Here is a 24001-nt window from a genome sequence, read left to right as displayed (position 1 = left end):
TGGCCATCGTATCGAGTGACGATTCCCAACTCGTCGAACCAGCCAAGGTACTTCCGGGCGGTCTTGGGGTCACAGTCGGCGCTGTCGGCGATCGCGCTCGCCGTCGTCGGCTCTCGGGTCTGCAGGACGGTGCCGTAGATGCGTTGTTCGACGTCGTCGCTACTGAACGCATCCTCGAAGGGGGGCGGACCATAGGCGTCTGTCTCGGATATACTCGGGATTGCAGGGTGAAGGATATAGTTCTTAGTTCGAGGAATAGTTTCCTGATTGGAGTAGCGTGCTGGACGCCGCCTGGTTGACTTCGTCGCGAGCGATTCTCTCGGAGGTATCTGAGGCGGTGGCACCCGGTGGCGCTGTCGTCGTCTACGGAACGATAATCGACGAGGAACGTCGGAGGCGGCGCTGCCGTTGCTCATGAGTCTGAACATGCTCATCGAGACGCTCGCGGGAACGGAATTACACTGCCGGACAGTGTATCGAATGGGCCGACGACGACGAGACGTTTGCTGTGGAGGTCGACACGCGCCATCGGATGCACGACGGCACCACCGTCGATTTCCCACAGGTGTTCATCATCGAGAACGACAACGGACAGATTACGCGGTGGCAGTCTTACTTGCCATTTCCGCCGCCCAGCGAGTAGGTTCTCTTTCGAACCGTGGTCGTTTCTATCGTTTTCTCTTTCCTCTCACTGGAGGGGTCGTCTCGTAGATCAAACTCGCTTCGATACGAACAGCACCGAGCCCACGTGTTATGGTCAGCGGACTCCTACGCGTGGGTATGCGTGAACTCGTCTTCGCCCTCGAATACGAACCTGGGTGTAACAGGGTAGCGGACGCTCTCGCCGACCACCCTGACGCCCGAGTCCGCTCGCTCTCACTGCACGCCACCGCTGAGCAGCTCTGGCGTGTTGATCACGCCACCGGAACGCCGGACGCACTCGATACTATCGAGGATGCCTTTCTCACTAGCGACTACTACGCTGACTGTCTTGTCACTGAGGATTGTGGCGCCACACAGACGACCCGTGTCCTCGACCGGACGGACGACACGCTCGTCCTCTACTCTGACTGGGAACGTACCCCCACCTGCGCGTCCGTCCCCCACATTGCGCTCGACCATCTCGGCGACGGTGTGTTGTTCGAGACACAGCACGAGGGCCGCCACTACACGTGGCGACTCATCCACTCCGGTGAGGGCGACGTGGCTGCGTTCTTCGACGACCTTGGGGCAGCTGTCGGCGAGTGTGCCCAGATGGAGATGCTCCGCACCGCGGAGACGATGGCAGCGGCCGGACGACATGACGAGGCATCGAGTGACTTATCGCCCGAACAGGAGGCCGCACTCCAGGCAGCAGTCGAACACGGCTACTACGAGTCGCCACGCGAGGTCGACGTCAGTGAGTTGGCCGAGCATCTCGATGTGCCACGATCGACGCTCACTTACCGACTCCGTCGAGCCGAGGAACAGTTGGCAAAACAGCATGTCACAGGCGAGCGAGTGGCGGCGGAACCGCCAGCGTCGATCTGACGGCACACAGTTGGAATATTCCAACGAAAGCTTATCGAACTGAGCCCCCTCTTTCCGGGTAATGACAGCGAACCCGGACACAGCGGACCAGACAGGTGGGGGCGGCCAGCGACGGGAGGTAACTGCTCGTCTCGCCGTTCCCGAAATGGATTGTCCGTCATGCGCCCAGAAGGTCGACAAGGGCCTCCAGCGCGTCGACGGTATTATCGAGACCACACTCCAGCCGACCACCGGCACGGCCACCATCAGATACGACCCCGACCGCACAAGCGAGACCGACGTGGTCGCGGCGATCGAGGCCGCCGGCTACGAAGTCGTGGGAGGTTCGGACGACGAGACGGATGAGCCGGCCGCTGGCGTCGACATCGCGCCGCCGTCGGACGTCTGGACGAGTCCTCGGGCGAAGAAGACGTGGGTTGGGGCTGTATTCGTCACGCTCGGCCTGCTCTTCGAATTCGGCCTCACGGGGCAGAATTTCGCTATCGCGAGCGTCCTCGACTATCCGCTGACCATCGCAGACATGCTGTTTCTCGGTGCCGTCGTCGCCAGTGGCTCCCCGGTCATCCGCGGAGGGTACTACTCGGCGAAAAACCGAAGCCTCGACATCGACCTGTTGATGGGGACGGCCATTATCGCTGCGACCGGCATCGGCTACTTCGTCGAGGCAGCGACGCTGGCTGTCCTCTTTAGCATCGCCGAACTACTCGAAGACTACGCGATGGACAGGGCCCGCGACTCGCTGCGTGAACTGATGGAACTGTCACCCGACGAAGCCACTGTCAAGCGCGATGGCGAGGCGGTGACCATCCCAGCCGACGACGTGCAGGTCGGTGAGATAGTGGTCGTCCGGCCCGGCGACAAGATCCCACTCGACGGCACGGTCGTCGACGGCACGAGCGCGGTCGATGAGTCGCCGATCACCGGCGAGAGCGTTCCCGTCGATAAGAGCGAGGGCGACGAGGTGTATGCCGGCGCGATCAACGAGGAGGGGTACCTCGAAGTCGAAGTCACGTCGCTGGCGTCGGATTCGACGCTGTCGCAGATCATCGAGATGGTGCAGGGTGCGCAGGCGAAGAAGACCGATACCGAGCAGTTCGTCGACCGATTCTCCGGCTACTATACGCCCACTGTCGTCGTGCTGGCGATCCTGACCGCGGCCGTCCCGCCGCTCCTCATCGACGAGGCGATCACGGTCGGACTCGCGGGACAGACGCTTGTCTTCGGTAGTGGGTGGCAGACGTGGTTCATCCGCGGGCTCACGCTGTTAGTGATCGCCTGTCCGTGTGCGTTCGTCATCTCGACGCCAGTCTCCGTCGTCTCGGGGATTACCAGCGCCGCAAAGAACGGCGTGCTGATCAAGGGCGGCAACTACCTCGAAGCGATGGGTGAGGTTGATGTCGTCGCCCTCGATAAGACCGGGACGCTGACCAAAGGCGAACTCGCTGTCACTGACGTCGTGCCGGCTGGCGACAGTACCGAAACAGAGCTGCTTCGATACGCAGCCGGGCTGGAGCAGCGGAGTGAACATCCAATCGCCGACGCGATTCTCGCCCACGCAGCCGACAACGGCGTGGACGACTTCCCGGAGCCCGAGCGATTTGAGAGTCTGACGGGGAAGGGAATCCGCGCCGAGATCGCCGGTGAAACCTACTACGCGGGCAAGCCCGCCCTCTTCGAGGAGCTGGGTTTCGACCTCACGCACGCTCGCGGCGCGACTGACGGGGGAACGCCAGTCGAAGCGACGACGGTTCCCACGTCGCTGTCCGCAGACACGCTCACAGCACTGGAGCGCGAGGGCAAGACGGTCGTTGTCGTTGGTACAGAGACGGCCCTCCTCGGCGTCGTCGCTATCGCCGACGAGGTGCGCCCGGCCTCAAAGCGGGCCGTCGAGCGACTCCACGAACTGGGCGTCGAGCATGTGGTACTGCTGACCGGAGATAACGAGGGCACCGCACGGGCGATCGCCGAGACGGTCGGCGTCGACGAGTACCGTGCCGAACTCCTCCCCGAGGAGAAGGTTGCGGCCATCAACGCACTACAGACGGAGTACGGCGCGGTAGCGATGGTCGGCGATGGCATCAACGATGCGCCCGCGCTGGCGACCGCTGAGGTCGGCATTGCGATGGGGGCGGCGGGGACCGACACCGCGCTCGAAACCGCTGATATAGCCCTGATGGGCGATGATATCGGGAAGCTCCCGTACCTCTACGCGCTGTCGCACACGGCCAACGGCGTCATTCGACAGAACATCGTCGTTAGTCTCGGTGTGAAGGCGCTGCTGGCCATCGGTGTGCCACTCGGCCTGGTCAGCGTCGCTGTCGCGGTCGTCATCGGTGATATGGGAATGAGCCTCGGCGTGACTGGCAACGCGCTGCGCCTGTCGCGAGTGAAGCCTGACCGGCTCTTCAACGCCTGACCGCCCGTAATGGGATTTCTCCATTTCATGCTGTGACGGTCAATCAAGCTGACGTGGGTTAGGAGCGCGCGGGTTGCAGTCATCGACTGGGGCGACATCAGATCTATCATCGCTGGCGCAGGCACCAATAAACCCGCCCACGTCACTGGGAGCAAGACCGAGGGCATAGCGTCTCGTTTGTCCAGCTGTGATGTGTCACCCAAATAGTGCTCCCACGACGGATGACGCCACCGACAGATGCTGTGATAGCACCGCACAGGACACTGCAGCCGACCGTGGTACCGGTTACTGGTTAGACGAGACGACGCTGGACCAGCAACTGCCCGCAGATCTGCAAACGGCGCTTGGGCGCTCGTCGGTGTCGAGTCGGTCGAGACACTCGCAGACTGGGCCGAACAGATCCGGCAATCGACAAGGCTCCCTGCGGTCTATTGTTACAGGAGCCTGGAGCGCCCCCTCTTTTCGGGAGTTAGTTCGACGTGTCGCAATGGCCGACCGTGAGTCGAACCGCGACGTCTATGACGCGCTCGAACACGAGTAAACCCATCCGTTTCGACTAAACTTCCGTCGTCGCTTGTTGTCTGCCGCTCTCAGCCGGCGAGGAAAGAGCCTCTGAACGAGAACGCGGTCAGGCGCATTTACAGCGAACGAACCGCTCGAAACGGCAACCGTAGCGATAACCGAATCGTGCGAGTGGGCACTCTCCTACAACATTTTTCACGGTGGGCGGCTCAGCGCCTGTATGAGTTCGCCGTATCCGGAGACGCTTTCTAGCCTTTTCGATCAGGCTCTACGGAAATACGCCGACCGTCCTGCGCTCCAAGACGGAACCCAATCACTAACATACGGGGACATTGACAAGCGGTCGGCGCAGGTGGCAAGCGCACTAGCGTCTCTCGGCGTCGGACTCGAAGATCGGGTCGGCGTTCTCCTCGAGAACGCCGTGAGCGTTCCGGTCGTCGACATCGGTATCCTGCGGGCCGGCGGCGCTCGTCTTCCGCTCAATCCACAGCACAGCGTCGACGAGTTACGATATCTCCTCTCCGACGCCGATGCGGAGACCGTCGTCTGTGACGCGGCGCGACTTGACGCCCTTAGAACTGTCTCGGCGACGGTCGACTCGCTCCAGACCGTAATTGTTGTCGGTGCCGACGGCAACGACTCGATCTCGATAGACGGTATCGAAGTCCACCGATACGAAACCCTCCTCGACAGTCACGACGGCGATTTCGATCGTCCCTCTCCCTCTCCGGAAGCCATCGCCGGCCACTTCTATACCGGCGGGACGACGGGCAAGCCAAAGGGGGTTCTATACACCCACCGATGCCTCGTGGAGAATCTCCAGGCACATCTGCTCGAGTTCGGATTCGCGGACGACGACGTCGGGTTATTGACGACACCACTGTCGCACTCGGCCGGAACGTTCTGTCTGGCGGCGCTTCTCGGGGGTGGCAAAGTGCTGATCCGGGACCAGTTCGATCCGGATGAAACGGCCGAGATTATCGAGCGCGCCGGCGTGACGTGGACATTTCTCGTTCCAACGATGATCTATCGCTTGCTCGACGCAGATAGCCTCGCAGCCGTCGGCCACTCGTCGCTTACCCGGATTATCTACGGTGCCGCGCCGATGCGGACCGACCGGCTCAGAGAGGGGATCGAGCGGATCGGGCCTGTCTTTCACCAGTTCTACGGACAGACGGAGGTCCCAAACCTCATCACGACGTTTCCGCCGGCAGAACACGCTAGAGCCGCTGAGGCAGGCGACCTCGACCGTCTGCAGTCCGCGGGAACGCCCTGCCTCCGAGCGACTGTGGAAGTTCGGGACGCCCAAACGGACGAACCGCTTCCGCCCGGCGAGACCGGAGAGGTCGCCGTCGCCGCACCGTACGCATTCGAGGGGTACTTCGACCGACCCGAAACGACAGCCGAGACCCGCCGCGACGGTTGGGTGTATACCGGTGACATTGGCAGGCTCGACGACGCGGGCTATCTCACGTTAGTCGACCGGAGTAGCGACGTCATCGTCACGGGCGGAATGAACGTCTACGGCCGGTCCGTCGAACAGATTCTACGGGAGCATCCGGATGTCGCGGAGGCCATCGTTGTCGGTGTTCCAGACGAGGAGTGGGGCGAAGCCGTCCACGCCGTGCTGGTGCCAGCGGAAACGACGATCGACCGCGAGAGTGTCGAGGCGGTGGCCGACGAGCGGTTGGCGGCGTATAAAAGACCGAAGTCCTACGAGATCCTCGAGTCGCTTCCGACGACTAATCTCGGCAAGATCGACCGGAGCGAGATCAGGGAGCGATACTGGGATGACGAGGAGCGTTCAATTCACTAATTGGGCGGCCGCTCAGTTCGATAGCGTCGCCTCGACTCGCTCGAACGTCGCGTGTAAGCGGTCAACGATATCATCTGCCGCTCCGTGGTCGATAGTCAACGGCGGCGTAATGAGTGTATGATCGCCCTCGCTGCCGTTGACGTGACCGCCACTCGGGTAGGTCAACACGCCCTCGTCTAGGCCAGTCTCGAACAGGAGCGATTGGAACTCCGAGCCGGTCGCGTCCAGGGGCTCTTTCGTCTCCCGATCGGCGACAAATTCGACGCCGAGCATGAGCCCTTTTCCGCGGACATCACCGACCATGTCGTACTCGTAGAACTCCTCGCATCGCTCGCGCAGGTACCCGCCGACATCGCGGGCATTCGCGACGAGGTCGCGTTCGGTCATGTAATCGAGGACTGCTGATCCGATAGCGGCCGACGCCGGGTTAAAACAGTAGGTGTGACCGTGCTGGAATCCGTCTGCGACGTCTTCGAACACGTTGGCGACCCGTCGGTGTGGCATCGTCCCGCCAATCGGCGAATAGCCGCCGCTCATTCCCTTTGCGCTCGTAATGATATCCGGCGTCACGTCCCAGTGTTCGATGGCGAAGTTCTCGCCGGTCCGCCCGAACCCGGTCATCACCTCGTCGACGATAAATAGGATGTCGTACTCGTCACAGAGCTCCCTGATACGCTCGAAGTACCCGTCGTGGGGTGACGCGCCGGCGTTCGCGGCACCGGTGACTGGTTCGGTGATGAATGCTGCGACTGTCTCTGGTCCCTCCTGCTGGATAATACGCTCCACTTCGTCAGCACAGCGGCGGCCACAGGCGCGGCCGCCGTCGTCATCACAGAATCCACATCGGTAGGGAGACCCGTTCGGAACCTTCGGCCAGTTGTCGAACAGCGGCTCCATCTTCGTCTTGCGGGCCGGAAAGCCCGACAGCGCCATCGCAATGCCGGTGTTGCCGTGGTAGCTTTTCCGGCGGGAGAGGACCTTGTACTTCCCCTCGTTCCCTCGTTCGTAGTGATACTGCCGGGCCATCTTGACGGCGCTCTCGTTGGCTTCCGATCCACTAGAGACCAACCACGTGTGCTCAAACCCGTCAGGGGTAAACTCGGCGATTTTCTCTGTGTACTCCATTGCCGGTTCGTTGGCGAAGAGCATGCTGGAGGCGTACTCCAGTTCCTCAAGTTGTGCTCTGGCGGCTTCGGCAACCACTTCACGGCCGTGGCCGATATTGACGTTCTGATTGCCCGCAATGGCGTCGACGTATCGGTTGCCGTCGGCGTCCCAGACGTAGTGCCCCTCACCGCGGGTGATCGTGACGTACTCTTTCTGGAAAGCCCGGGGAAACATCCCTCCGAGTTCCGTGCCGGGCGTGGTCGTTCGGTCGCTTGTACTGTCGTCGGTCATCTGTCTGTTGTTCATTGTGAGTTCTGGAAGGTCTTCCACTGTTCCATCACGCGCTCGCTCCACTCCTCGAAGCCGACTTCGTAGATGTAATCACTACCACGCAACACTGTGTCAGTCGGATCGATGGCCCGGAGAACGGCGATCTCTCCCCGAGTGGGTTCAGGCGTGGTCGCCACGTCGTCTGTGATCTGGAGGTCCCACTGAACCTCCTCACGGACGTCGGCGACGCTGACATTGGGATGGGTGGCGGTCAGCACCATCTCGCCGTCGTCGTCGAACCGAAAGACGGCCATATCGGTGAGGACCGCACTCGGTCCGTTACCGCGGAAACCGGCTCGATCTCGACTGTCTCCGCCGTCGAGGTGACCCGGCGCAGTCCGGTAGTCAAGCTCGGTAGTGAATGCCCGTTCGTCCTGGCGCATCATTACGACCGAGCGGCCACAGGAGGTCATGATGTCGTTGCTGCCGCCTGAGCCAGGGAGCCGAACCTTCGGTTGAGCGTAGGTACCATCCTTGCCGGTGACGACCGTCGAGTTCGTGTTTCCGTAGCGGTCAATCTGACCTGCGCCGATAATGCCGACGTCAAACAGCCCGCGCTGATTGTCAGTAAAGATCTGGAACTGGTTCGACGCAAACAGGGCGTCGACGCCGAGGACAGTATCCGAGATAGACTGAACCACGCCTGGCGGCCGGGAGCCCACGTAGCCGGACTCGGTGACGAGCTGGCAGTCGGGCGATCGGGTGTGCTTCGCGAGGACGCCCGAGATAAGTGACATCCCGACACCGATAAAGGCGAGTTCGCCGTTCTCGATTTCGTGAGCCGCCGAGACCGCGAGCAGCTCCGTCAGCGAGTAGTCCTCGGCGGCCTCGTGCGGGCGCTCCACATCGACCGGGTAGTCGATAGCTGACCCGGAAAGGGTGTCGGGGGGCTGGTCCTTCGCGTCGGTTCCCTCCGCAGGGGGCGTTTGTCGACTCGTCATCAGCGGCCCTCCATCGATTCGTCGCTGCTGCTGACCGGCGGCAGGTCGTTGATTTGTGCCTCCATCCGTTCGAGCGTTGCCAGTCGTTCAGCCCCGATCTGTTCGAGATATGTCTCGTGGGGGACGATCCACTCGTCGAGCCACTCCGTGAACGACTCACGGTCGCGGGACCGCTGACCGTATTCGCGATAGAACGGCAGGTCGGCGTAGTAGTAGCCGTAGCAGTGCCACGGGTGTGAGCCGAAGGGCACCTCGACGACGGCGTCAACCGCGTAGAACGGTATCTTCGTCAGTTCGGGGTGACGCTGGATCGTCTCGGTCGAGACAACCTCCTCGCAGGTAACGACCACGTGGTCAGCAGCCCGTGCTTTGAGGTGGTCGTTGACGACGTTGCCCCAGATCTGTGCGTTACCCAACGGGTCTGCCCGCTGAACGTGGATGACTGCCACGTCAGGCGTCGCCGCCGGGACGAGTGCCAAGTCGTCACCAGAGCCGAGTGGGTCCTCGACGACCTCGATGTCCGGGTTGTGCTCGGGGATGTCTGTCTCCAGCATCGACCGGGTCGGGACGAACGGCACGTCCATCGCGCCGGCCAGGAACATGAGAGAGGACCCGAAGTTCGAGACATCGCGCATGTCCAGCTGGTTCGGAACGCCGTTCTCGACGGCGTTGCGGACGTTGTGCCCCTGAGAGATGAGACTTGTCCCCACCCAGGAGCCGACGTAGCGGTCGACGCAACCGGCGCCGACCATGATGTCAAATAGCGTCGTGCGCGCGTCATCGAGGACTGTGAGCCCCGACGTCTCCTGTCGGACGATTTCGCGGGCCGCAGCCTCCGGGTCTCGACCACCCATTCCCCCGAAGGCGATGCTCGCCCCGTCGGGAACATACCGCTCGATGGCCGTCTCGAGGTCCGTCGTCTTATCTCGGCGGCTCCGGGACCCAGTCGGGGTGCCCGACGCGATACTCTTCGGTTTGAGGGCCGCGCTGTCGCCCGTCTCGCGGTCGAGGTGCGTCATTCGGGCACCTCCGCCGTTCCGTCGGCCTCATCACGTGACGGCTCGTCAGTCTGCTCGTAACCACACCACGCCATCGCGATCAACGCAAGGCCGGTGATCGTCTGCTCGAGTTCGTCTACCGGGAGGAACTCGTCGGTACCGTGGATGTTGTGCGCACCAGGCCCGAAACAAAGGGCCGGCGTGTCCGCGTAATTGACGAAGAAACGGGTGTCGATGCCACCCGGGAACCCCTTGGCGGTGGCGTCGATGTCGAGCGAGGTCGACACCGCGTCCTGCACCGTCTTGACGATTGGTTCGTCCGGCGAGATACTGGCCGAACTTCCGCGCCAGCCGAACCACTCGACTGTCGGTGGGTGTTCATCGAACCAGGGGTCGGCCGCGACTGCCTCGCGTACCGTCTCCTCAACCGTCGTTCGGATCTCCTCGCGCGTCTCCGAGGGCGCGTGCGAGACACGCCCTTCGAGTACTGCCTCGTCCGGGACGCTCGATGGCCACTCGCCGGACCTGAGCGTTCCGGGGTTGAGTGAGACCGTGTACTCGTACTCGCGCTCGAAGAGGTCGTCGTGGACTGTCTCTTTGCGGCGGTCATGGAGGTCTTGTAGCGCCTGAAATATCGGATACAGTTTGCCGATCGCGTTGACGCCTTCATCCGTATGGGCTGCGTGTGCGCCGCGGCCCTCGACGGTCACTCGGAAGTACGAGACGCCGTCGTTCGCGATCCAAAGGTCGAAGTCAGTCGGCTCCGGGATGACGACGGCGTCGGCGTCACAACCGTCGAGTGCCGTCGCGAGCGACCCGCCGTAGCCACCGGCCTCCTCCTCGATGACGGACTGGATCGAGAGATCGCCGGCAAGTTCGATGCCTGCGCGCTCCAGCGCCTCGACAGCGAACAGCATCGCGGCGACGCCGCCTTTCATGTCCGACGCGCCGCGCCCGTGGATTTTCCCGTCGGCGATCTCGCCGCCGAACGGGTCGAACGACCACTGCTCGTCGTCGCCTTCTGGAACGACGTCGACGTGGCCGTTCAACAAGAGCGAGCGACCATCGCTGGCTCCCGGTTTCGTTCCGACGACGTTCGGTCGCCCGTCGTAGGAGTATTCGGTCTCCGCGAACTCAGGATGGTCTTCGATATCCGGAACGTCCGTGGCTTCGAGTAACTGGACTTCGAGTCCGAGTGCCCGTAATTTCTCGATGACGTGCTGCTGTGCGTCCGCTTCTTGACCCTGGACGCTTCGCTCGCGCACCAGCGTCGCGGTGAACGCCGCGGCGTCGTCCGTCAGAGCCGCGGCCGCGTCTCGAACGCGCTGTCTCACCTCCGCATCAATCGGTCGCTCGATAGTCATTGTCGCACCCGTCTGGCGGTTCTGATTAGGTGTGATATTCGTCGTGTCATGGTTGGTGTTGTTTTCCACTGGTAAGCTGATTCGCCGATACCAGATTTTCTGTCCAGCGTGAGTACCAAACTCTTGCCAAAGTTTATTATACTTGCGCTATGAGTAATCACCACACATGGAATCCGACGATACGGCGAACAGTGGAAGCGGTAACCGCGGCAAATCAGATTCTCTGGAAAGTAGAGACAGTCGGTCTCTGAGTCGGCGTCGGCTCCTCAGAACCGGTGCGGGCGCGACAGTGCTCGGCCTCGCAGGCTGCCTCGGCGGCGGGTCCGACGGCGGCTCCGGCGATGGAGGGTCCGGTAGTACCGGTTCCACCGGAACGAGCTCCGGCGACGACGAACTGTCGGATACGCTCCGGTTTTATTCGTGGGGCGGGTCGACTCAAGAAGCGTTAACGAAACACCTCATTAACCCGTTCCAAGAAGAGTACGATGTCACGGTCGAGCAATCGAGCTTCTCCAGCCAGGACAAGATGCTGGCGAACGTCCGCTCGAATCCGGCGGGGTCGTACGACGTTATCATGCCGTCGCTATCCGGGTCGTACAACGCGGTCAAACAGGATCTCGTCGAGCCACTACGCTTAGACAACATCGAGACCTGGTCGAACCTATTGTCGGCGTTCCAGAAGTACGACCCGGCCGGAACTGGCGATAAGACGTACGTCGCGCCTCTCTATTACGGGACCGTTGGCATGGTGTACAACTCAGATGAGGTCTCTGGGTCGCCGCCGTTCTCTTGGAATCTCACCTGGGACTCCAAATACAAGAACGCGCTGACGCTGGAAGGGTTCGCGTTCGTGCGTATGTTCACGACCGCGCTCGCACAGGGAATGGACCCGAACAAGATGCAGGGAGATACCGGCTCCTACGAGAAGGGCGTCCAGAAGGTGTACGACGCGATGGCCGAGCAACACGATCTCGTCAAGAAGTACTGGACCAGCGGCCAGGAACAGACGACGCTCTACTCCAACGGAACGGCGGTCCTGGGCGACGGCTGGTCCGGGCGTATCCTCTCGATGCAGAAAGACGGCTACGAGAATCTCAAGTACACGATTCCGAAAGAAGGAGCCTACGGCTGGTCTGACACGTTCGCTATTGCCAAGGGGTCGAAACACCGGTACACTGCCGAGAAGTTCATTCAATTTGCTTACCGTCCAGAAGTCATGAAGAAGCTCTCGCCGGTACTCGGGTACCCACCGGCCACGAAGGCTACGTCGAGCGAGATCGAGGACCTCCCGGACTACGATCCGACGGGTGGAGACCGGCTCAAGTTCCAGAACCAGAAGTTCAAAGAGGAGCACCAAGAGGAGTGGAATCAGACATTCGAGCAGATCAAGCTCGGACAGTACTAACGCGCAGGCGATTACCTCGCACCATAATCACCCAGCCTACCACAAGATTACAAGTATGAGCTACGTTGAAGTGGAAAATATTACGAAACGGTTCGACGACGTCGTCGCGGTCGACGACGTGAGCTTCACCGCCGACAAGGGCGAGTTCGTCTCGCTGTTGGGTCCGAGCGGCTGTGGAAAGACCACGACGCTCCGGATGATTGCCGGCCTCGAGATGCCGTCAGAGGGAACCATCCGTATCGACGGCGAGGACGTCACTGACCGCCCAGCCTACGAGCGGGAAATCGGGATGGTGTTCCAGCACTACGCGCTGTTCCCCCACAAAACCGTCGGCGAGAACATCGGCTTCCCGCTGAAGATGCGTGGTGTCCCCGAAGCAGAGCGACGCGAACGAGTCGCGGATGTCCTCGAACGTGTCCGCCTCCCTGACGTCGCGGATCGGTCGCCCGAGGACCTCTCCGGGGGGCAGCAACAGCGCGTCGCATTAGCGCGCGCGCTCGTGTTCGAACCAGACGTATTGCTCATGGACGAACCGCTATCGGCGCTCGACCGCGTGCTCCGCGAGCAGATGCGCGTCGAAGTCGAACGCATTCAGCGGGAGTTCGGCATTACGACTATCTACGTTACGCACGATCAGGCCGAGGCGTTCGCGATGTCCGACCGTGTCGCCGTTCTCGACGATGGTCATCTCTCCCAGCAGGGCCGACCGCTCGATATCTACGAAAACCCTGACTCGGAGTTCGTCGCGAACTTTATTGGCCAGTCGTCGCAACTCTCCGGACAGGTCAGTAGCGGCGATGGCGCGCCCGTCCTCGCCACCGATTCGGGGATGACATTCGAGCTTCCCCAGTCGACCGCCTCAACGCCAGGCGACCGGCTCAGCGTCTTCCTCCGCGCGGAGAAACTCAACGTCTCGCGAACGCCGACCGACGCAGTCAACGAGTTCCCCGCCGAGATAACGACGACGAACTACTTAGGAGAGAAGACGCAGTTCTTCTGTCGACTCGACGACGGGACAGAGGTCATTGTTGCGAAACACGGCTTTACCGACGTTGAGAACTTTGAGCCCGGCGACGTCGTCTACGTTAGTGTCCCACCGGAGAACCTCGTCGTGGCCCGAGACCCGGGGACATCCAAGGCCCAAGCTAACAGCGGTGACTTCACTGCATGACTGAACGCCACGAAACCCGCACCGACGACCTGCGGCCCGCTACGAATGAGCCGCTACGGTTTCGGCTCTGGACAGCGGTACTGCGTGCGGACCCGGTTGTTGAGGGCATCCAGTACGTCAAGCGCCGGGAGCGTTTGCTTGCCGTGCTGCAGGCCGGACTGGGACTCGCATGGATGGGGCTATTCCTGCTCGCACCATTGGCGTACGTTCTCATGTTATCGTTCTGGCAGCGGGGAGCAGGCGGTACGCTCGTGTACGAAGCGACGATGGCGAACTACCGGGAAGTCCTCCTCCAGAACGTCAATCTCTTGGGATGGGAGATAGGGAACACGTACCTGCTGATACTCTGGCAGTCCCTGAAGTTCGGGTTCATCACGACTGCCGTGACGCTGGTTCTCGGGTACGTCCCGGGGTATTTCCTCGGTCGGAGCGAGAGCCGGTACCAGTCGTTACTGCTGCTGCTCGTCGTCCTGCCGTTCTGGGTTCCGCTCATCATCCGCTACTACGCCTGGATTCTCGTCCTGGGTAACCAGGGCCTGCTCACCACGGTACTCGGCTGGATTGGCATGTCCTCGAGCGGCTATCTATACAACGACCTAGCTGTCATCACCGGCCTCGTACAGGTGTTGCTCCCCTTCATGATTCTCCCGATTTACAACGCGGTCAACAAGATCGACGGAGCGTACATAGAGAGTGCGAAAACGATGGGCGCTTCGCCGCTTCGGACGTTCTACGAGGTGACGCTACCGCTATCGGTGCCCGGAATCAGCGCCGGTTCGATCCTCGTGTTCATCCTCGCAGTCGGGAGCTTCATGGCCCCGGCACTGCTGGGCGGGCCGGCGAACATGATGGTCGCGAACCTCATCAGTAAGACGTTCGGCCAGGCGTTCGACTGGCCGCTAGCTAGTGCGATGGCGATAGTGTACTTGGTGGTGCTGTTCGCTATCATCACGGTGTTCAACAAGTTCGTCGGGCTCGAGGAGGTGTTCGAGTGATGAGCGTCCGACTCTCTGAACATATGCGTTGGAACGCCATCAGAGGTGCAACGGGGTTGCTGTATCTGTTCCTGTTGCTACCGTTGCTCGTCGTGGTACTCATTTCGTTCAATCCGACGCAGTACGCGGGCTTCCCACCCGAGGGGCTGAGCCTCACTTGGTACCGAGAGTTCCTCGCCAGCGACCGACTGCTCGATGCACTAGTCAATAGTCTCATCGTGGCGGCTGGAAGCGCCGTCGTAGCGGGCGCTGTCGGGCTGGTTTCGGCGCTTGGGTTCGTCCGCCGTGAGTTTCGCTACAAGAGCGTGCTCTCGAGCCTGCTGTTCCTGCCGATGCTTATCAGTCCGGTCGTCATCGGCGTCGCGCTCACGGCGTTCCTGACTAACATCGGAATGGAGAAGAACTACCTGTTCCTCATCGTCGGCCACTCGACGCTGGTGCTTCCGTACGTGTTCGTGACCGTTCGAGCACAGCTGTTCGGGTTCGATCGCTCCATCGAAGAGGCAGCGATGACACTCGGAGCGAACGAACTCGAGACGTTCGTCGAGGTGACGCTGCCGTCGATCATGCCCGGACTGGGTGCAGGGATGTTACTCGCCTTCGTCATCAGCTTCGGCGAGTTCACCGCGACCCAGTTCTGGGTACAACCGGACACCGTGACCGCGCCAATCGAGATATACACGATGGTCCGAACAAGCCTCACACCGAAAATCAACGCGATGGCGACGGTGCTCATGTTCGTCACCGTCGTTATCCCGCTACTGCTGGACATCGCGCTCGGGAAAAACCTCATCCTGAAGTCCGCCTGAGTCGACGCGACGCTAGCAGGCGGTAGAACGGCCCGGTCGCCACGCGGCGACGGGCTTTCGGGCCGACAGCGCGGTCGGACGATGCTCGACGAAACCGGCCCCGACCAGAGCGATACTGACCACCGAGCGAAGCTAGTCGAGCCCTCCGATCAACCCTCGTTCATCAACTCGAATATCTCCGGGTCGGTCTGGAACTTCAGGAGGTTGTGGACGACAGAGTTGCGGACGTTCTGGACGACAGTTCCGTGGTGCTTGTAGAAGTCGTGAATCCACTTCGACTCCGCCTCGCGACTCTGGAACATCATGATTGTCTTCCACTGGTACTCGCCGTTCGAGATGAAGTACATCAACGTGTGCGGGTCGTCCATGATGTACTCCATGGCAGCCTCCCACTCCTCGTCGAAGTTCCTGGGATCGAACTTGAATTCAAAGAGGGCGAAATTGAAATAGTTCTCGTTGGGCATGATGGCTTCTCGGAATACACCCGAAGCGCGCATCTGGCGGATCGACTTACTGATGGTGACGTGCGAGATTTCGATATCGTATTTTTCGTTAAGCTTGTTACTCAACTCTCGGGAGGAGATCTGCGGGTTCTTCGAGAGCTCCCTGAGTATTTTCACGTCTCGTTTCTTGAACTCCCAGCTGTTTTCGTCGGTGTTTTCTCTCATAGGTGATTAATTGGAATACCCCGGCTCTCAGAGCCGGTAGTTTTTTAGTCGCGTTTTCCAATGTATACCTATACGAGGATAATACTTTCCATAGTATGACTAAAGAACCCCAATCGGTGACCGCGAACGACGCCGTGGTCGCCGGATACGACGAGTACGTGATGCCGATCTGGAAGTCGCTCAACGTCCCCGTCGAGCGCGCGGAGGACTGTCGGCTGTACGATTACGATGGAAACGAGTACCTCGACGTCTTCTCGGGTATCTCGGTGGCTAACGCCGGGCACAACAACGAAGCAGTCGTCGAGGCGGCGAAAGACCAGTTAGATTCGTTCGTCCACGGCTGCTCGTATGTCCACCCGTCAGAGCCGGTCTCAACACTCGCGGAACGACTGGCGGAGATTACCCCTGGCGACCTGCAGAAGTCGTTCTTCTGTAATTCGGGAACCGAGGCCGTCGAAGGCGCAATCAAACTCGCGCGGAAATACACCGGTGGAACGGAAATTGTTGCCCTCGAGATGGGGTTCCATGGCCGGACGCTCGGGAGCCTGGCACTCACAGGCAATCACGCCTACAAACACGGAATGGCACCAACGCTGAACGACGTCGTCCACGCGCCGGCCCCCTACAGCTACCGCTCACACTACGGCGATCTGCCGAGCAACGAGTTCGCGGCTGAGGCCGCGGCGGAACTCGAGCGCGTAATCGGAACGCACACGAGCGGCGATCTGGCGGCTGTCGTCATCGAACCGGTCATCGGCGAGGGCGGCATCATTGTCCCACCGGCGGAGTACCTCTCACAGGTACAGGAAATAGCGCACGACCACGGCGGCTTGCTCGTACTCGACGAGGTCCAGTCAGGGTACGGTCGGACCGGCGAATTCTGGGCCGCAGACCATTTCGACATCACGCCGGATATCCTGACACAAGCGAAGGGAATCGCAAACGGGCTCCCGCTCGGTGCGTTTACGGCGCCGGCGGCGATCGCCGACGCCTTCGAATCCGGTGACCACCTCTCGACGTTCGGCGGTAACCCGGTCTGCTGTGCGGCCGCGCTGGCCACGATCGACGAATTGCAGGACGGCCTCGTCGACAACGCTCGTAAACAGGGAGAGTGGCTGACCGACCGACTCACGGAACTCGAATCGCTCGACACGGTCGGCGAAACGCGTGGTCTCGGACTGATGCAGGGGGTCGAACTTGTTGATCCCGAAGCGCGTGGCCCCGGCGACGCGCCCGCACCGGCCCCGAATCTCGCTAAACACGTCGGCAAACGCCTCCGCGAGCGGGGCATCGTGATGGGGGTCGGGGGCTACTACAAGAACGTCATCCGGTTCCAGCCGCCGCTCAGTATCGAACGGGCGCAACTCCGTCGGGCCGTCGATGAACTCGAAGAAGCAATTCACGCAGCAGAGCGATGACGGTGCAAAATACCTCTGACACTAAAACGACGCCCGTCGTCGTCGAGGCCGTCCGGACACCCCTCGGCATCGAGGACGGCGTGTTCGCCGACGTCCGCAGCGAGGATCTCTCGGTACCACTAGTCGACGAACTCCTCTCACGGACCGGCCTCGACGGCTCGCAGATCGACGATCTGCTGTGGGGCTGTGCCCAGCAGCGTGGCGAGCAGGGTAACAACCTCGCTCGCGTAGTGGCGCTGCTTTCGGACCTCGGCGAGTCGGTCCCAGGGACGACTATCAATCGTTGGTGTGCCTCCTCCGCCGAGGCCGTCGCGCGCGGTGCCGACGCGATTGCCGCCGGACAACGGGACTGTCTCCTCGTCGGCGGCGTTGAGAACATGTCTCGGATAGCCATTGCCGGAAACATGGATAGCGTTCACCCCCAGTTAGCCGAACAATACGACCTCGACGCCCTGAACATGGGTCAAACTGCTGAGGCGGTAGCCGAGCGCTTCGACGTGAGCCGAGCGGCACAGGATGAGTACGCGCTTCGGAGCCACCGCCGGGCCGCCGAGGCGACTGAGTCGGGAGCTTTCGATGAGGAGATCGTTCCCGTCGAAACAGACAACGGACGGGTCTCAGAAGACGAGGGCATCCGTCCCGAGACGACGCTGGAACGCCTCGGCGAACTGCCGACCGTGTTCCGCGACGACGGGACCGTGACGCCCGGCAACGCATCGCAGATCAGCGACGGAGCCGCCACGCTGTTGCTCACCAGCCGGCCGTTCGCAGACCGACATGGACTCGACGTGCTCGGAGAAGTCAGCGGTCACGCAGTCAGCGGTGTCGACCCCGAGCTCATGGGGACGGGGCCCGTCCCGGCGGTACGAACGCTGTGTGACCGACAGGGACACGCGCCCACGGACTATGAACTGGTTGAACTCAACGAGGCCTTCGCGAGCCAGTGCCTGTACTGCAAGCGCGAACTGGGTATCAACGATAACCGGCTCAATGTCAACGGCGGCGCTATCGCGTTAGGCCACCCCTTGGGCGCGACCGGCGCGCGACTGCCGGTGACGCTCCTTCACGAGATGCGGCGGCAAGACGCTAGTTTGGGACTCGCCACCGAATGCGTCGGCTACGGACAGGGGATGGCTATCGAGTTCCGACGGCCCTGAGTGCGTCGCGCCCGCGTCGGAACGTATTCAACTATCCGTTTCCAAGTAGGACGTGATTCAACGATGGACGAAAAGGACGTGAAGATCCTCGCGGCGGTCGCCCGATTTGGTACCGGAAGCGCGGAGAAACTGGCTGACGAGACCGATATTCCGACATCGACAGTCCACTACCGATTAGAGAGGCTCAGAGAAACCGGCATCATCACGAACGATTTGTTCGACGTCGACCTCGAGGCGGTCGGTCTGAACCTCACTGTCATCAGCGAGGTGACCGCGGAGTACAGTGAACAATATCACGAAGACGTGGGACAGGAACTCGCCGATGTCGAGGGAGTCAACCAGGTCTACTTCACGATGGGAGATACTGATTTCGTCGTTATCTCACATCTCTCCAGTCGCAATATGGTCGAGCGACTCATCGAGAATTTCGAGTCCATTGACGGTGTCGAGCAGACGAGTTCCAAGTTCGTCATCAAGACCATCAAGGATGAATCACGACCGCTGAACGACTTCGACCCCGACACGCTGATAGCGTTGTTGTCCGCTGATTCGACAGCCTGAGATGGCTAACCAATCTCGAATTTAATCCTAACTCTTCCCCATATACTGATTCTCATCCCACTATTCGACGTATATTCGAAAAGATTATTAAGTATAGGCCGAGATATTCGAGTACAGAGTAATGATTTCAGCGAACGCCGTGACAGCAGAGACGGACTCACAGGACCCGAAAGTTGAGACAGCCCAGCGACGGCTGGACCGACTCTCGAATCTGGTTGATGTCAGCGACGAGTACGTCGAACGACTGAAATACCCCTCGCAGGTTCACCACGTCTCGATTCCGGTTCGACTCGACGACGGATCGGTCGAGGTGTTCGAAGGGTTCAGAGCACAGCACGACAATGTCCGCGGGCCGTACAAGGGTGGTCTCCGGTATCACCCGGATGTGACCGCCGGGGAGTGTGTCTCTCTGGCGATGGCGATGAGCTGGAAGTGCGCGCTTCTCGACCTTCCGTTCGGGGGCGCGAAAGGCGGCGTCGCCGTCAACCCTCGCGAACTCTCAACTGAGGAGAAGCGACGGCTCACCCGCCGGTTCGCGGAGGAGCTCCGGTCGTTCGTTGGGCCCCAGACGGATATCCCCGCACCAGACATGGGAACCGACGCACAGACGATGGCGTGGGTCACCGACGTGTATAAGATGCAGACCGGGGACGGGACCCGTGGAGTCGTGACCGGGAAACCGCCGCGGGTCGGCGGACTCACCGGGCGCGAGGAAGCACCCGGTCGCAGCACGGCGCTCATCGTTCGCGAGGCCGCGCGGTACTACGAGTATTCGGTCGAGGAGCTGACCGTAGCTATCCAAGGCTTCGGGAGCGTCGGTAGCCACGCCGCTCAACTCCTCGACAAGTGGGGCGCGTCCATCGTCGCTGTGAGCGACGTCGACGGTGGCATCTACGACGCGTCCGGCCTCGATGTCGACGAGCTCGCCGCAAAGTCCGGACCGTTAGAAGACCGAGACGCCGGCGACACGACAGCCGTGTCGAATGCTGCATTGCTCGAACTGGACGTGGATGTCCTCGTCCCCGCCGCTATCGGTGGCGTTCTGACCGAAGCCAACGCACCCGATGTGACGGCGTCTCTCGTCGTCGAGGGGGCGAACGAACCGACGACGGCACCGGCCGACACCGTTCTCGACGAGCGCGGTGTGCCGGTGATCCCAGACATCCTCGCCAACGCCGGCGGCGTCACCGCCAGCTACTTCGAGTGGCTCCAAAACACGAACGGACGCTCGTGGACCCACGAGCAGGTGCGGGAAGAACTCGACAATCGGATGCTAGCGGCCTGGGACGCAGTCCGCGAGAGCCACGAGACGAGAGGAATTAACTGGCGAGACGCGGCATACGCGGTTGCAGTAGAGCGGATCGCCGAAAGCCACGAAACTTTGGGGATCTGGCCATGAGCGACGAGCGACCGCCAACGTCGTTCCAGACGACGAATCCCGCGACCGAGGTGGACCTCCGCTCGTACGCCGTTGACGACGAGGCGACCGTGGAGTCGACGTTGGAAACCGCGGCTGCACAGTTCGATTCTTGGAGCGACAGACCGATCACGGAGCGTGAGTCGCTTCTCGAAGGCGTAGCGACAGTTCTTCGCGATGGGAAAGCAGAGTATGCCGAACTCATCACCGACGAGGTCGGCAAACCAATCGACCAAGCACGTAGTGAAGTCGAGAAGTGCGCGTGGGTCTGTGAGTACTACGCCGAACGGGCTGGCGAGTACCTGCAAGACGACCGTCTCGGCGCGGTACCCGGGACGAAGACCTACGTCACGTATGAGCCTCTAGGCCCGGTACTCGCGATTATGCCCTGGAACTATCCGTTCTGGCAGGTCTTCCGGTTCGCCGCTCCTCACCTTACTGCAGGAAACGTCGGCGTCCTCAAACACGCCCCAAATACGATGGGGTGTGCGCAGGCGATCACGTCGATTTTCCGCGAGGCCGGCTACCCCGACGGGGTCTTTTCGTCGCTACAGATCCCCGATGACCGAGTCGCGAACGTTATCAGAGACGACCGGATTGCGGCCGTTACGCTCACCGGAAGCACTCGCGCCGGGCGGGCGGTGGCCGCCGAAAGTGGTGAGGCACTTAAAAAGACCGTCCTCGAACTCGGCGGAAGCGACCCATTCGTTGTCCTTGACGATGCGCCGATCGAGACGGTCGCCGAGCGTGCTGCGTCGGCCCGCACACTGAACGCTGGACAGTCGTGCATCTCCGCTAAACGAATCGTCGTCCACGATGGAATTGCCGACGAGTTTCTCAGCGCGTTCACGCGGGAGATGAAATCGCTTACCGTCGGCGATCCTGCCGACGAAGCGACGGACATCGGCCCCTTAGCCAGGGCAGACCTACTCGAACAACTCGATGAGCAAGTCCAGGCCTCCGTTGAGGCCGGTGCTACTATCGTTACGGGTGGCGAACCGCTCTCCCGAACGGGTTACTTCTATCCGCCAACAGTATTGACTGGTGTTCCAGACGGGTGTCCAGCTGCTGAGGAAGAACTTTTCGGACCGGTCGCAACTGTCACCTCCGTTCCCGACGAGGAGACGGCGGTCAGCGTCGCGAATGACTCTCAGTACGGCCTTGGGGCGAGCGTCTGGACCGGCGATACCGACCGCGGTGAAAATCTCGTCTCCAAAATCGAAGCTGGGAATGTCTTCGTTAATCAGATTGTACAGTCCGATCCACGACTCCCTTTTGGCGGTATCAAGCAGTCGGGATACGGGTCGGAACTCTCCGATCACGGTATTCGAGAGTTCACCAATCCGAAAACGGTTTGGGTCGAATGAATCAGCTCTTTCTTCGCGAACTGCCGCCAGGAAGTCAAGACGATGTTCGTCGAGCGGTCGAACCGCCAGAACACGTACCGAGCGATTAGCGTCACCAAGCGGTGGCCAGGGTTCGCGACCGAACGGACTGACGGGAGTGGCATCTTCTTCACGAAGAACGATGTCGAGACTGCTCTGACCGCGGAACTCGGGAAAGAGCCGCACCGACAGACGGTTAAACGCGTCTGGGAGAAGCTGATCGAGATCGGTGGTGACGACCTTATCGAGAAGATCCGGCAAGTCGAACGGGACCAGACACAGACGGAGCTGTTAGCGATGGACATAGAGACTGCCGAGAGCTTAGTCGAGCAACGCTACGTCGGCCTCGATCTCTTGGAGAATGGCGATCGGAAAGCAACCACAGGAGACGTCACGCCCGTTGTGGTGGAGTCTTCGGGGTAACCCTGTGACGACCACCAATTGAGAAGGGAATCGGCACAGAATCAGCGGTGATGGACGCGGTGGCACGTGGCCTGCCGCCGCCGCTGATACAGGTTCACTTTATCCACTCCAGACGCAGACGAGCCAGTATGAAAATAACTTATCGAGAGAGCTCTCCACAATATCGTGATCAACTATGATGCTCAGTGAAGATACAACTATTTCTACGGAATTGGGTAGCGACTGAGACCATTCAAATTGATTAACTTCGCGTATTTATCTGTATAAGATTATCTACCAGCATATAGTTCTCATGTCTCTCTAATTAGGCTCAAATTTCTTCCTATATTTAGTATTTCGTCCGATTTATGCGCAAATACTCTCATATATACTCATATTTTAGTTTTGTGCTACTGTATTCAGCATTATAGTTCTTCTCATCCCGATTTTTACTATGTATCGAGAGTCTCGAATCTATATGTGATATAGATACCGGGAGGCGTTTTCGTATCGGTATTTCTGGCTACTCCAGCTCGTCCTGTAATATTCTCTTCTCGTGTTGATGGTCTCATGAGGAATAACGAACGTACCTGTGTTACTCTAACCGCGGTAGAGCTTCTGATGGTTTTTCTGTAGCTTCAGCTCAATCACGTTCTTCGCTTGGAAGAGATGCTTTGGAATCTCCTCGGTGATTCGGTCGCCTTCTAAACGCCTCGCTGGGCCGGCTATGCTGATGCCGCCGAGCACGTCACCGCTCTCCGTCAGGATCGGGACCGCAACAGCATGTAATCCCTCGACTGCTTCGCCTAGATTATATGCCACCTCTTCGCTCCGAATCCGTTCTAACGAGTCGAACAGCTCCTCTCGAGTGCTAATTGTTTCCTCCGTCGTTTGAGTGAGCCCGTGTTCCTGGATAATCGCCTCGACGCGTTCGTCCGGGAGATGAGCCAAAATAGCCTTGCCAATCGCCCGGTCGTGGAGATACGCGTGTCGACCGATGGGAGCGTCCACGTCCATCGCTTGCTCACCGCCTTGCTTGTAGAGGTAGACGCCCAACCCCTGTTCCTCAACCATGAGTATCGCGAGTTCGCCAGTCGTGGTAGCAAGTTGATTGATCTCTTCCTTGGCCGCTTCGTACAGCTGGATTCGGCGTCGCGTGTTTTCGCCGATCTCGAGGAAACGGAGTCCAAGTCGGTACCGCTGGTTCTCTCGAACGACGTACCCCGTCTCATCAAGCACCTGAAGGTGATAGTGAACCGTACTCTTCGGGAGCTCGAGATGGGTCGCGAGTTCGGTCACGCCCTGTGGGCCACCTTCGTCAAGTGCGGAAATTATCTCGAGGAGTTTTTCCGTAGTTCGATTTGACTTAGCTGGTTTTTCGCTCATACGCGGTACTTCATGATAGTACGTAATAAATGTTGTTCAACCCACTTGAACAATTCGGCATCAGTGGAGCGCCGCTAACCACCATTCCAATCACAATCTTCGCTGTGTACCCCGTCTATCCGTCGGATTATACTCAAAGCCACTACGAGGGAAAGTAAATGAGGTGTGTTATCACACACCCAGAATACTCGTTCAAATCAGTC

General features: G+C 60.3%; 19 protein-coding genes and 2 pseudogenes. 14 read left to right on the top strand and 7 right to left on the bottom strand.

Annotated features, from left to right (window positions below):
- Nucleotides 1-212, bottom strand: a pseudogene (locus EGH23_RS27295) (DUF7342 family protein); the annotation flags it as partial.
- 296 nt (nt 213-508) lie between these two features.
- Between EGH23_RS27295 and EGH23_RS26940 the strand changes: the two are divergent.
- The 4 genes from EGH23_RS26940 (at nt 509) to EGH23_RS21700 (ending at nt 6284) form a co-directional block, all read left to right on the top strand.
- Nucleotides 509-643 (top strand): hypothetical protein, encoded by a 135-nt coding sequence (locus EGH23_RS26940; RefSeq protein ID WP_268899497.1) that lies wholly within the window; start codon nt 509-511, stop codon nt 641-643.
- 137 nt (nt 644-780) lie between these two features.
- On the top strand, nt 781-1530 hold the full coding sequence (locus EGH23_RS21710; protein WP_220582084.1) for a helix-turn-helix domain-containing protein: 750 nt from the start codon (nt 781-783) through the stop codon (nt 1528-1530).
- Between the two features lie 61 nt (nt 1531-1591).
- Nucleotides 1592-3946, top strand: a complete 2355-nt coding sequence (locus tag EGH23_RS21705) for a heavy metal translocating P-type ATPase (RefSeq protein WP_220582083.1) — start codon at nt 1592-1594, stop codon at nt 3944-3946.
- A 742-nt stretch (nt 3947-4688) separates the two neighbouring features.
- Nucleotides 4689-6284 (top strand): AMP-binding protein, encoded by a 1596-nt coding sequence (locus EGH23_RS21700; protein ID WP_220582082.1) that lies wholly within the window; start codon nt 4689-4691, stop codon nt 6282-6284.
- A gap of 12 nt (nt 6285-6296) precedes the next feature.
- Here EGH23_RS21700 and EGH23_RS21695 read toward each other — a convergent pair whose 3' ends face one another.
- The 4 genes from EGH23_RS21695 to EGH23_RS21680 are packed head-to-tail and all read right to left on the bottom strand — an operon-like array spanning nt 6297 to nt 11024.
- Nucleotides 6297-7682 carry an aminotransferase family protein gene (locus EGH23_RS21695; RefSeq protein ID WP_220582081.1) on the bottom strand — a complete coding sequence of 462 codons (1386 nt, stop codon included), beginning with the start codon at nt 7680-7682 and terminating at the stop codon, nt 6297-6299.
- An 11-nt stretch (nt 7683-7693) separates the two neighbouring features.
- On the bottom strand, nt 7694-8662 hold the full coding sequence (locus EGH23_RS21690) for a CoA-transferase subunit beta (protein WP_220582080.1): 969 nt from the start codon (nt 8660-8662) through the stop codon (nt 7694-7696).
- Nucleotides 8662-9681 carry a CoA transferase subunit A gene (locus EGH23_RS21685; RefSeq protein ID WP_220582079.1) on the bottom strand — a complete coding sequence of 340 codons (1020 nt, stop codon included), beginning with the start codon at nt 9679-9681 and terminating at the stop codon, nt 8662-8664. Before EGH23_RS21685 ends, EGH23_RS21690 begins: the two co-directional genes overlap by 1 nt.
- Entirely contained in the window at nt 9678-11024 is a 1347-nt protein-coding gene (locus tag EGH23_RS21680) for an ArgE/DapE family deacylase (protein ID WP_220582078.1), read from the bottom strand. Before EGH23_RS21680 ends, EGH23_RS21685 begins: the two co-directional genes overlap by 4 nt.
- 289 nt (nt 11025-11313) lie before the next feature.
- Between EGH23_RS21680 and EGH23_RS21675 the strand changes: the two genes are divergently transcribed.
- From EGH23_RS21675 to EGH23_RS21660, 4 genes are read left to right on the top strand one after another with little or no spacing between them, the layout of a single operon-like run.
- Nucleotides 11314-12429: an ABC transporter substrate-binding protein gene (locus EGH23_RS21675; protein WP_328766773.1), complete on the top strand. Its 1116-nt coding sequence runs from the start codon at nt 11314-11316 to the stop codon at nt 12427-12429.
- Nucleotides 12430-12484: 55 nt separating this feature from the next.
- Nucleotides 12485-13600 (top strand): ABC transporter ATP-binding protein, encoded by a 1116-nt coding sequence (locus EGH23_RS21670; protein ID WP_220582076.1) that lies wholly within the window; start codon nt 12485-12487, stop codon nt 13598-13600.
- Nucleotides 13597-14595 (top strand): ABC transporter permease, encoded by a 999-nt coding sequence (locus tag EGH23_RS21665; RefSeq protein WP_220582075.1) that lies wholly within the window; start codon nt 13597-13599, stop codon nt 14593-14595. Before EGH23_RS21670 ends, EGH23_RS21665 begins: the two co-directional genes overlap by 4 nt.
- Nucleotides 14595-15404, top strand: a complete 810-nt coding sequence (locus EGH23_RS21660; RefSeq protein ID WP_220582074.1) for an ABC transporter permease — start codon at nt 14595-14597, stop codon at nt 15402-15404. Before EGH23_RS21665 ends, EGH23_RS21660 begins: the two co-directional genes overlap by 1 nt.
- 149 nt (nt 15405-15553) lie before the next feature.
- On the opposite strand, the gene EGH23_RS21655 is transcribed toward EGH23_RS21660, so the two are convergent.
- The gene (locus EGH23_RS21655; protein WP_220582073.1) at nt 15554-16072 is read right to left on the bottom strand and encodes an Lrp/AsnC family transcriptional regulator; all 519 of its coding nucleotides are present in this window, start codon (nt 16070-16072) and stop codon (nt 15554-15556) included.
- A gap of 95 nt (nt 16073-16167) precedes the next feature.
- Here EGH23_RS21655 and EGH23_RS21650 point away from each other — a divergent pair, with 95 nt between their 5' ends.
- From EGH23_RS21650 to EGH23_RS21625, 6 genes and pseudogenes are all read left to right on the top strand, one after another.
- Complete coding sequence (locus EGH23_RS21650; protein WP_220582072.1) at nt 16168-17490, top strand: aspartate aminotransferase family protein; 1323 nt, start codon at nt 16168-16170, stop codon at nt 17488-17490.
- The gene (locus tag EGH23_RS21645; RefSeq protein ID WP_220582071.1) at nt 17487-18647 is read left to right on the top strand and encodes a thiolase family protein; all 1161 of its coding nucleotides are present in this window, start codon (nt 17487-17489) and stop codon (nt 18645-18647) included. Before EGH23_RS21650 ends, EGH23_RS21645 begins: the two co-directional genes overlap by 4 nt.
- Nucleotides 18648-18710: 63 nt before the next feature.
- Nucleotides 18711-19208 carry an Lrp/AsnC family transcriptional regulator gene (locus EGH23_RS21640; RefSeq protein ID WP_220582070.1) on the top strand — a complete coding sequence of 166 codons (498 nt, stop codon included), beginning with the start codon at nt 18711-18713 and terminating at the stop codon, nt 19206-19208.
- A 121-nt stretch (nt 19209-19329) separates the two neighbouring features.
- Nucleotides 19330-20607 (top strand): glutamate dehydrogenase GdhB, encoded by a 1278-nt coding sequence (gene gdhB, locus EGH23_RS21635; protein WP_220582069.1) that lies wholly within the window; start codon nt 19330-19332, stop codon nt 20605-20607.
- Nucleotides 20604-21992, top strand: coding sequence for an NAD-dependent succinate-semialdehyde dehydrogenase (locus tag EGH23_RS21630; protein ID WP_220582068.1), 1389 nt, complete (start codon nt 20604-20606; stop codon nt 21990-21992). The genes gdhB and EGH23_RS21630 overlap by 4 nt, the downstream gene beginning before the upstream one ends.
- Nucleotides 21993-22001: 9 nt before the next feature.
- Nucleotides 22002-22433, top strand: a pseudogene (locus EGH23_RS21625) (hypothetical protein); the annotation flags it as partial.
- Between the two features lie 579 nt (nt 22434-23012).
- Here the strand turns inward: EGH23_RS21625 and EGH23_RS21620 are convergent.
- Nucleotides 23013-23798, bottom strand: a complete 786-nt coding sequence (locus tag EGH23_RS21620) for an IclR family transcriptional regulator (RefSeq protein ID WP_220582067.1) — start codon at nt 23796-23798, stop codon at nt 23013-23015.
- Nucleotides 23799-24001 lie beyond the last annotated feature (203 nt).

Source organism: Haloarcula nitratireducens (assembly GCF_019599505.1).
This window is presented reverse-complemented; position numbering and strand designations above follow the sequence as displayed.

Excerpts from the sequence above, each read along its gene's own strand:
- EGH23_RS21660 (WP_220582074.1), top strand. The coding sequence starts at position 14,595 with ATGAGCGTCCGACTCTCTGAACATATGCGTTGGAACGCCATCAGAGGT.
- EGH23_RS21640 (WP_220582070.1), top strand. The coding sequence starts at position 18,711 with ATGGACGAAAAGGACGTGAAGATCCTCGCGGCGGTCGCCCGATTTGGT.
- EGH23_RS21690 (WP_220582080.1), bottom strand. The coding sequence starts at position 8,662 with ATGACGAGTCGACAAACGCCCCCTGCGGAGGGAACCGACGCGAAGGAC.
- EGH23_RS21650 (WP_220582072.1), top strand. The coding sequence starts at position 16,168 with ATGACTAAAGAACCCCAATCGGTGACCGCGAACGACGCCGTGGTCGCC.
- EGH23_RS21680 (WP_220582078.1), bottom strand. The coding sequence starts at position 11,024 with ATGACTATCGAGCGACCGATTGATGCGGAGGTGAGACAGCGCGTTCGA.
- EGH23_RS21695 (WP_220582081.1), bottom strand. The coding sequence starts at position 7,682 with ATGACCGACGACAGTACAAGCGACCGAACGACCACGCCCGGCACGGAA.
- EGH23_RS21710 (WP_220582084.1), top strand. The coding sequence starts at position 781 with ATGCGTGAACTCGTCTTCGCCCTCGAATACGAACCTGGGTGTAACAGG.
- EGH23_RS21700 (WP_220582082.1), top strand. The coding sequence starts at position 4,689 with ATGAGTTCGCCGTATCCGGAGACGCTTTCTAGCCTTTTCGATCAGGCT.
- EGH23_RS21685 (WP_220582079.1), bottom strand. The coding sequence starts at position 9,681 with ATGACGCACCTCGACCGCGAGACGGGCGACAGCGCGGCCCTCAAACCG.
- EGH23_RS21645 (WP_220582071.1), top strand. The coding sequence starts at position 17,487 with ATGACGGTGCAAAATACCTCTGACACTAAAACGACGCCCGTCGTCGTC.
- EGH23_RS21630 (WP_220582068.1), top strand. The coding sequence starts at position 20,604 with ATGAGCGACGAGCGACCGCCAACGTCGTTCCAGACGACGAATCCCGCG.
- gdhB (WP_220582069.1), top strand. The coding sequence starts at position 19,330 with ATGATTTCAGCGAACGCCGTGACAGCAGAGACGGACTCACAGGACCCG.
- EGH23_RS21655 (WP_220582073.1), bottom strand. The coding sequence starts at position 16,072 with ATGAGAGAAAACACCGACGAAAACAGCTGGGAGTTCAAGAAACGAGAC.
- EGH23_RS21670 (WP_220582076.1), top strand. The coding sequence starts at position 12,485 with ATGAGCTACGTTGAAGTGGAAAATATTACGAAACGGTTCGACGACGTC.
- EGH23_RS21665 (WP_220582075.1), top strand. The coding sequence starts at position 13,597 with ATGACTGAACGCCACGAAACCCGCACCGACGACCTGCGGCCCGCTACG.
- EGH23_RS21705 (WP_220582083.1), top strand. The coding sequence starts at position 1,592 with ATGACAGCGAACCCGGACACAGCGGACCAGACAGGTGGGGGCGGCCAG.
- EGH23_RS21620 (WP_220582067.1), bottom strand. The coding sequence starts at position 23,798 with ATGAGCGAAAAACCAGCTAAGTCAAATCGAACTACGGAAAAACTCCTC.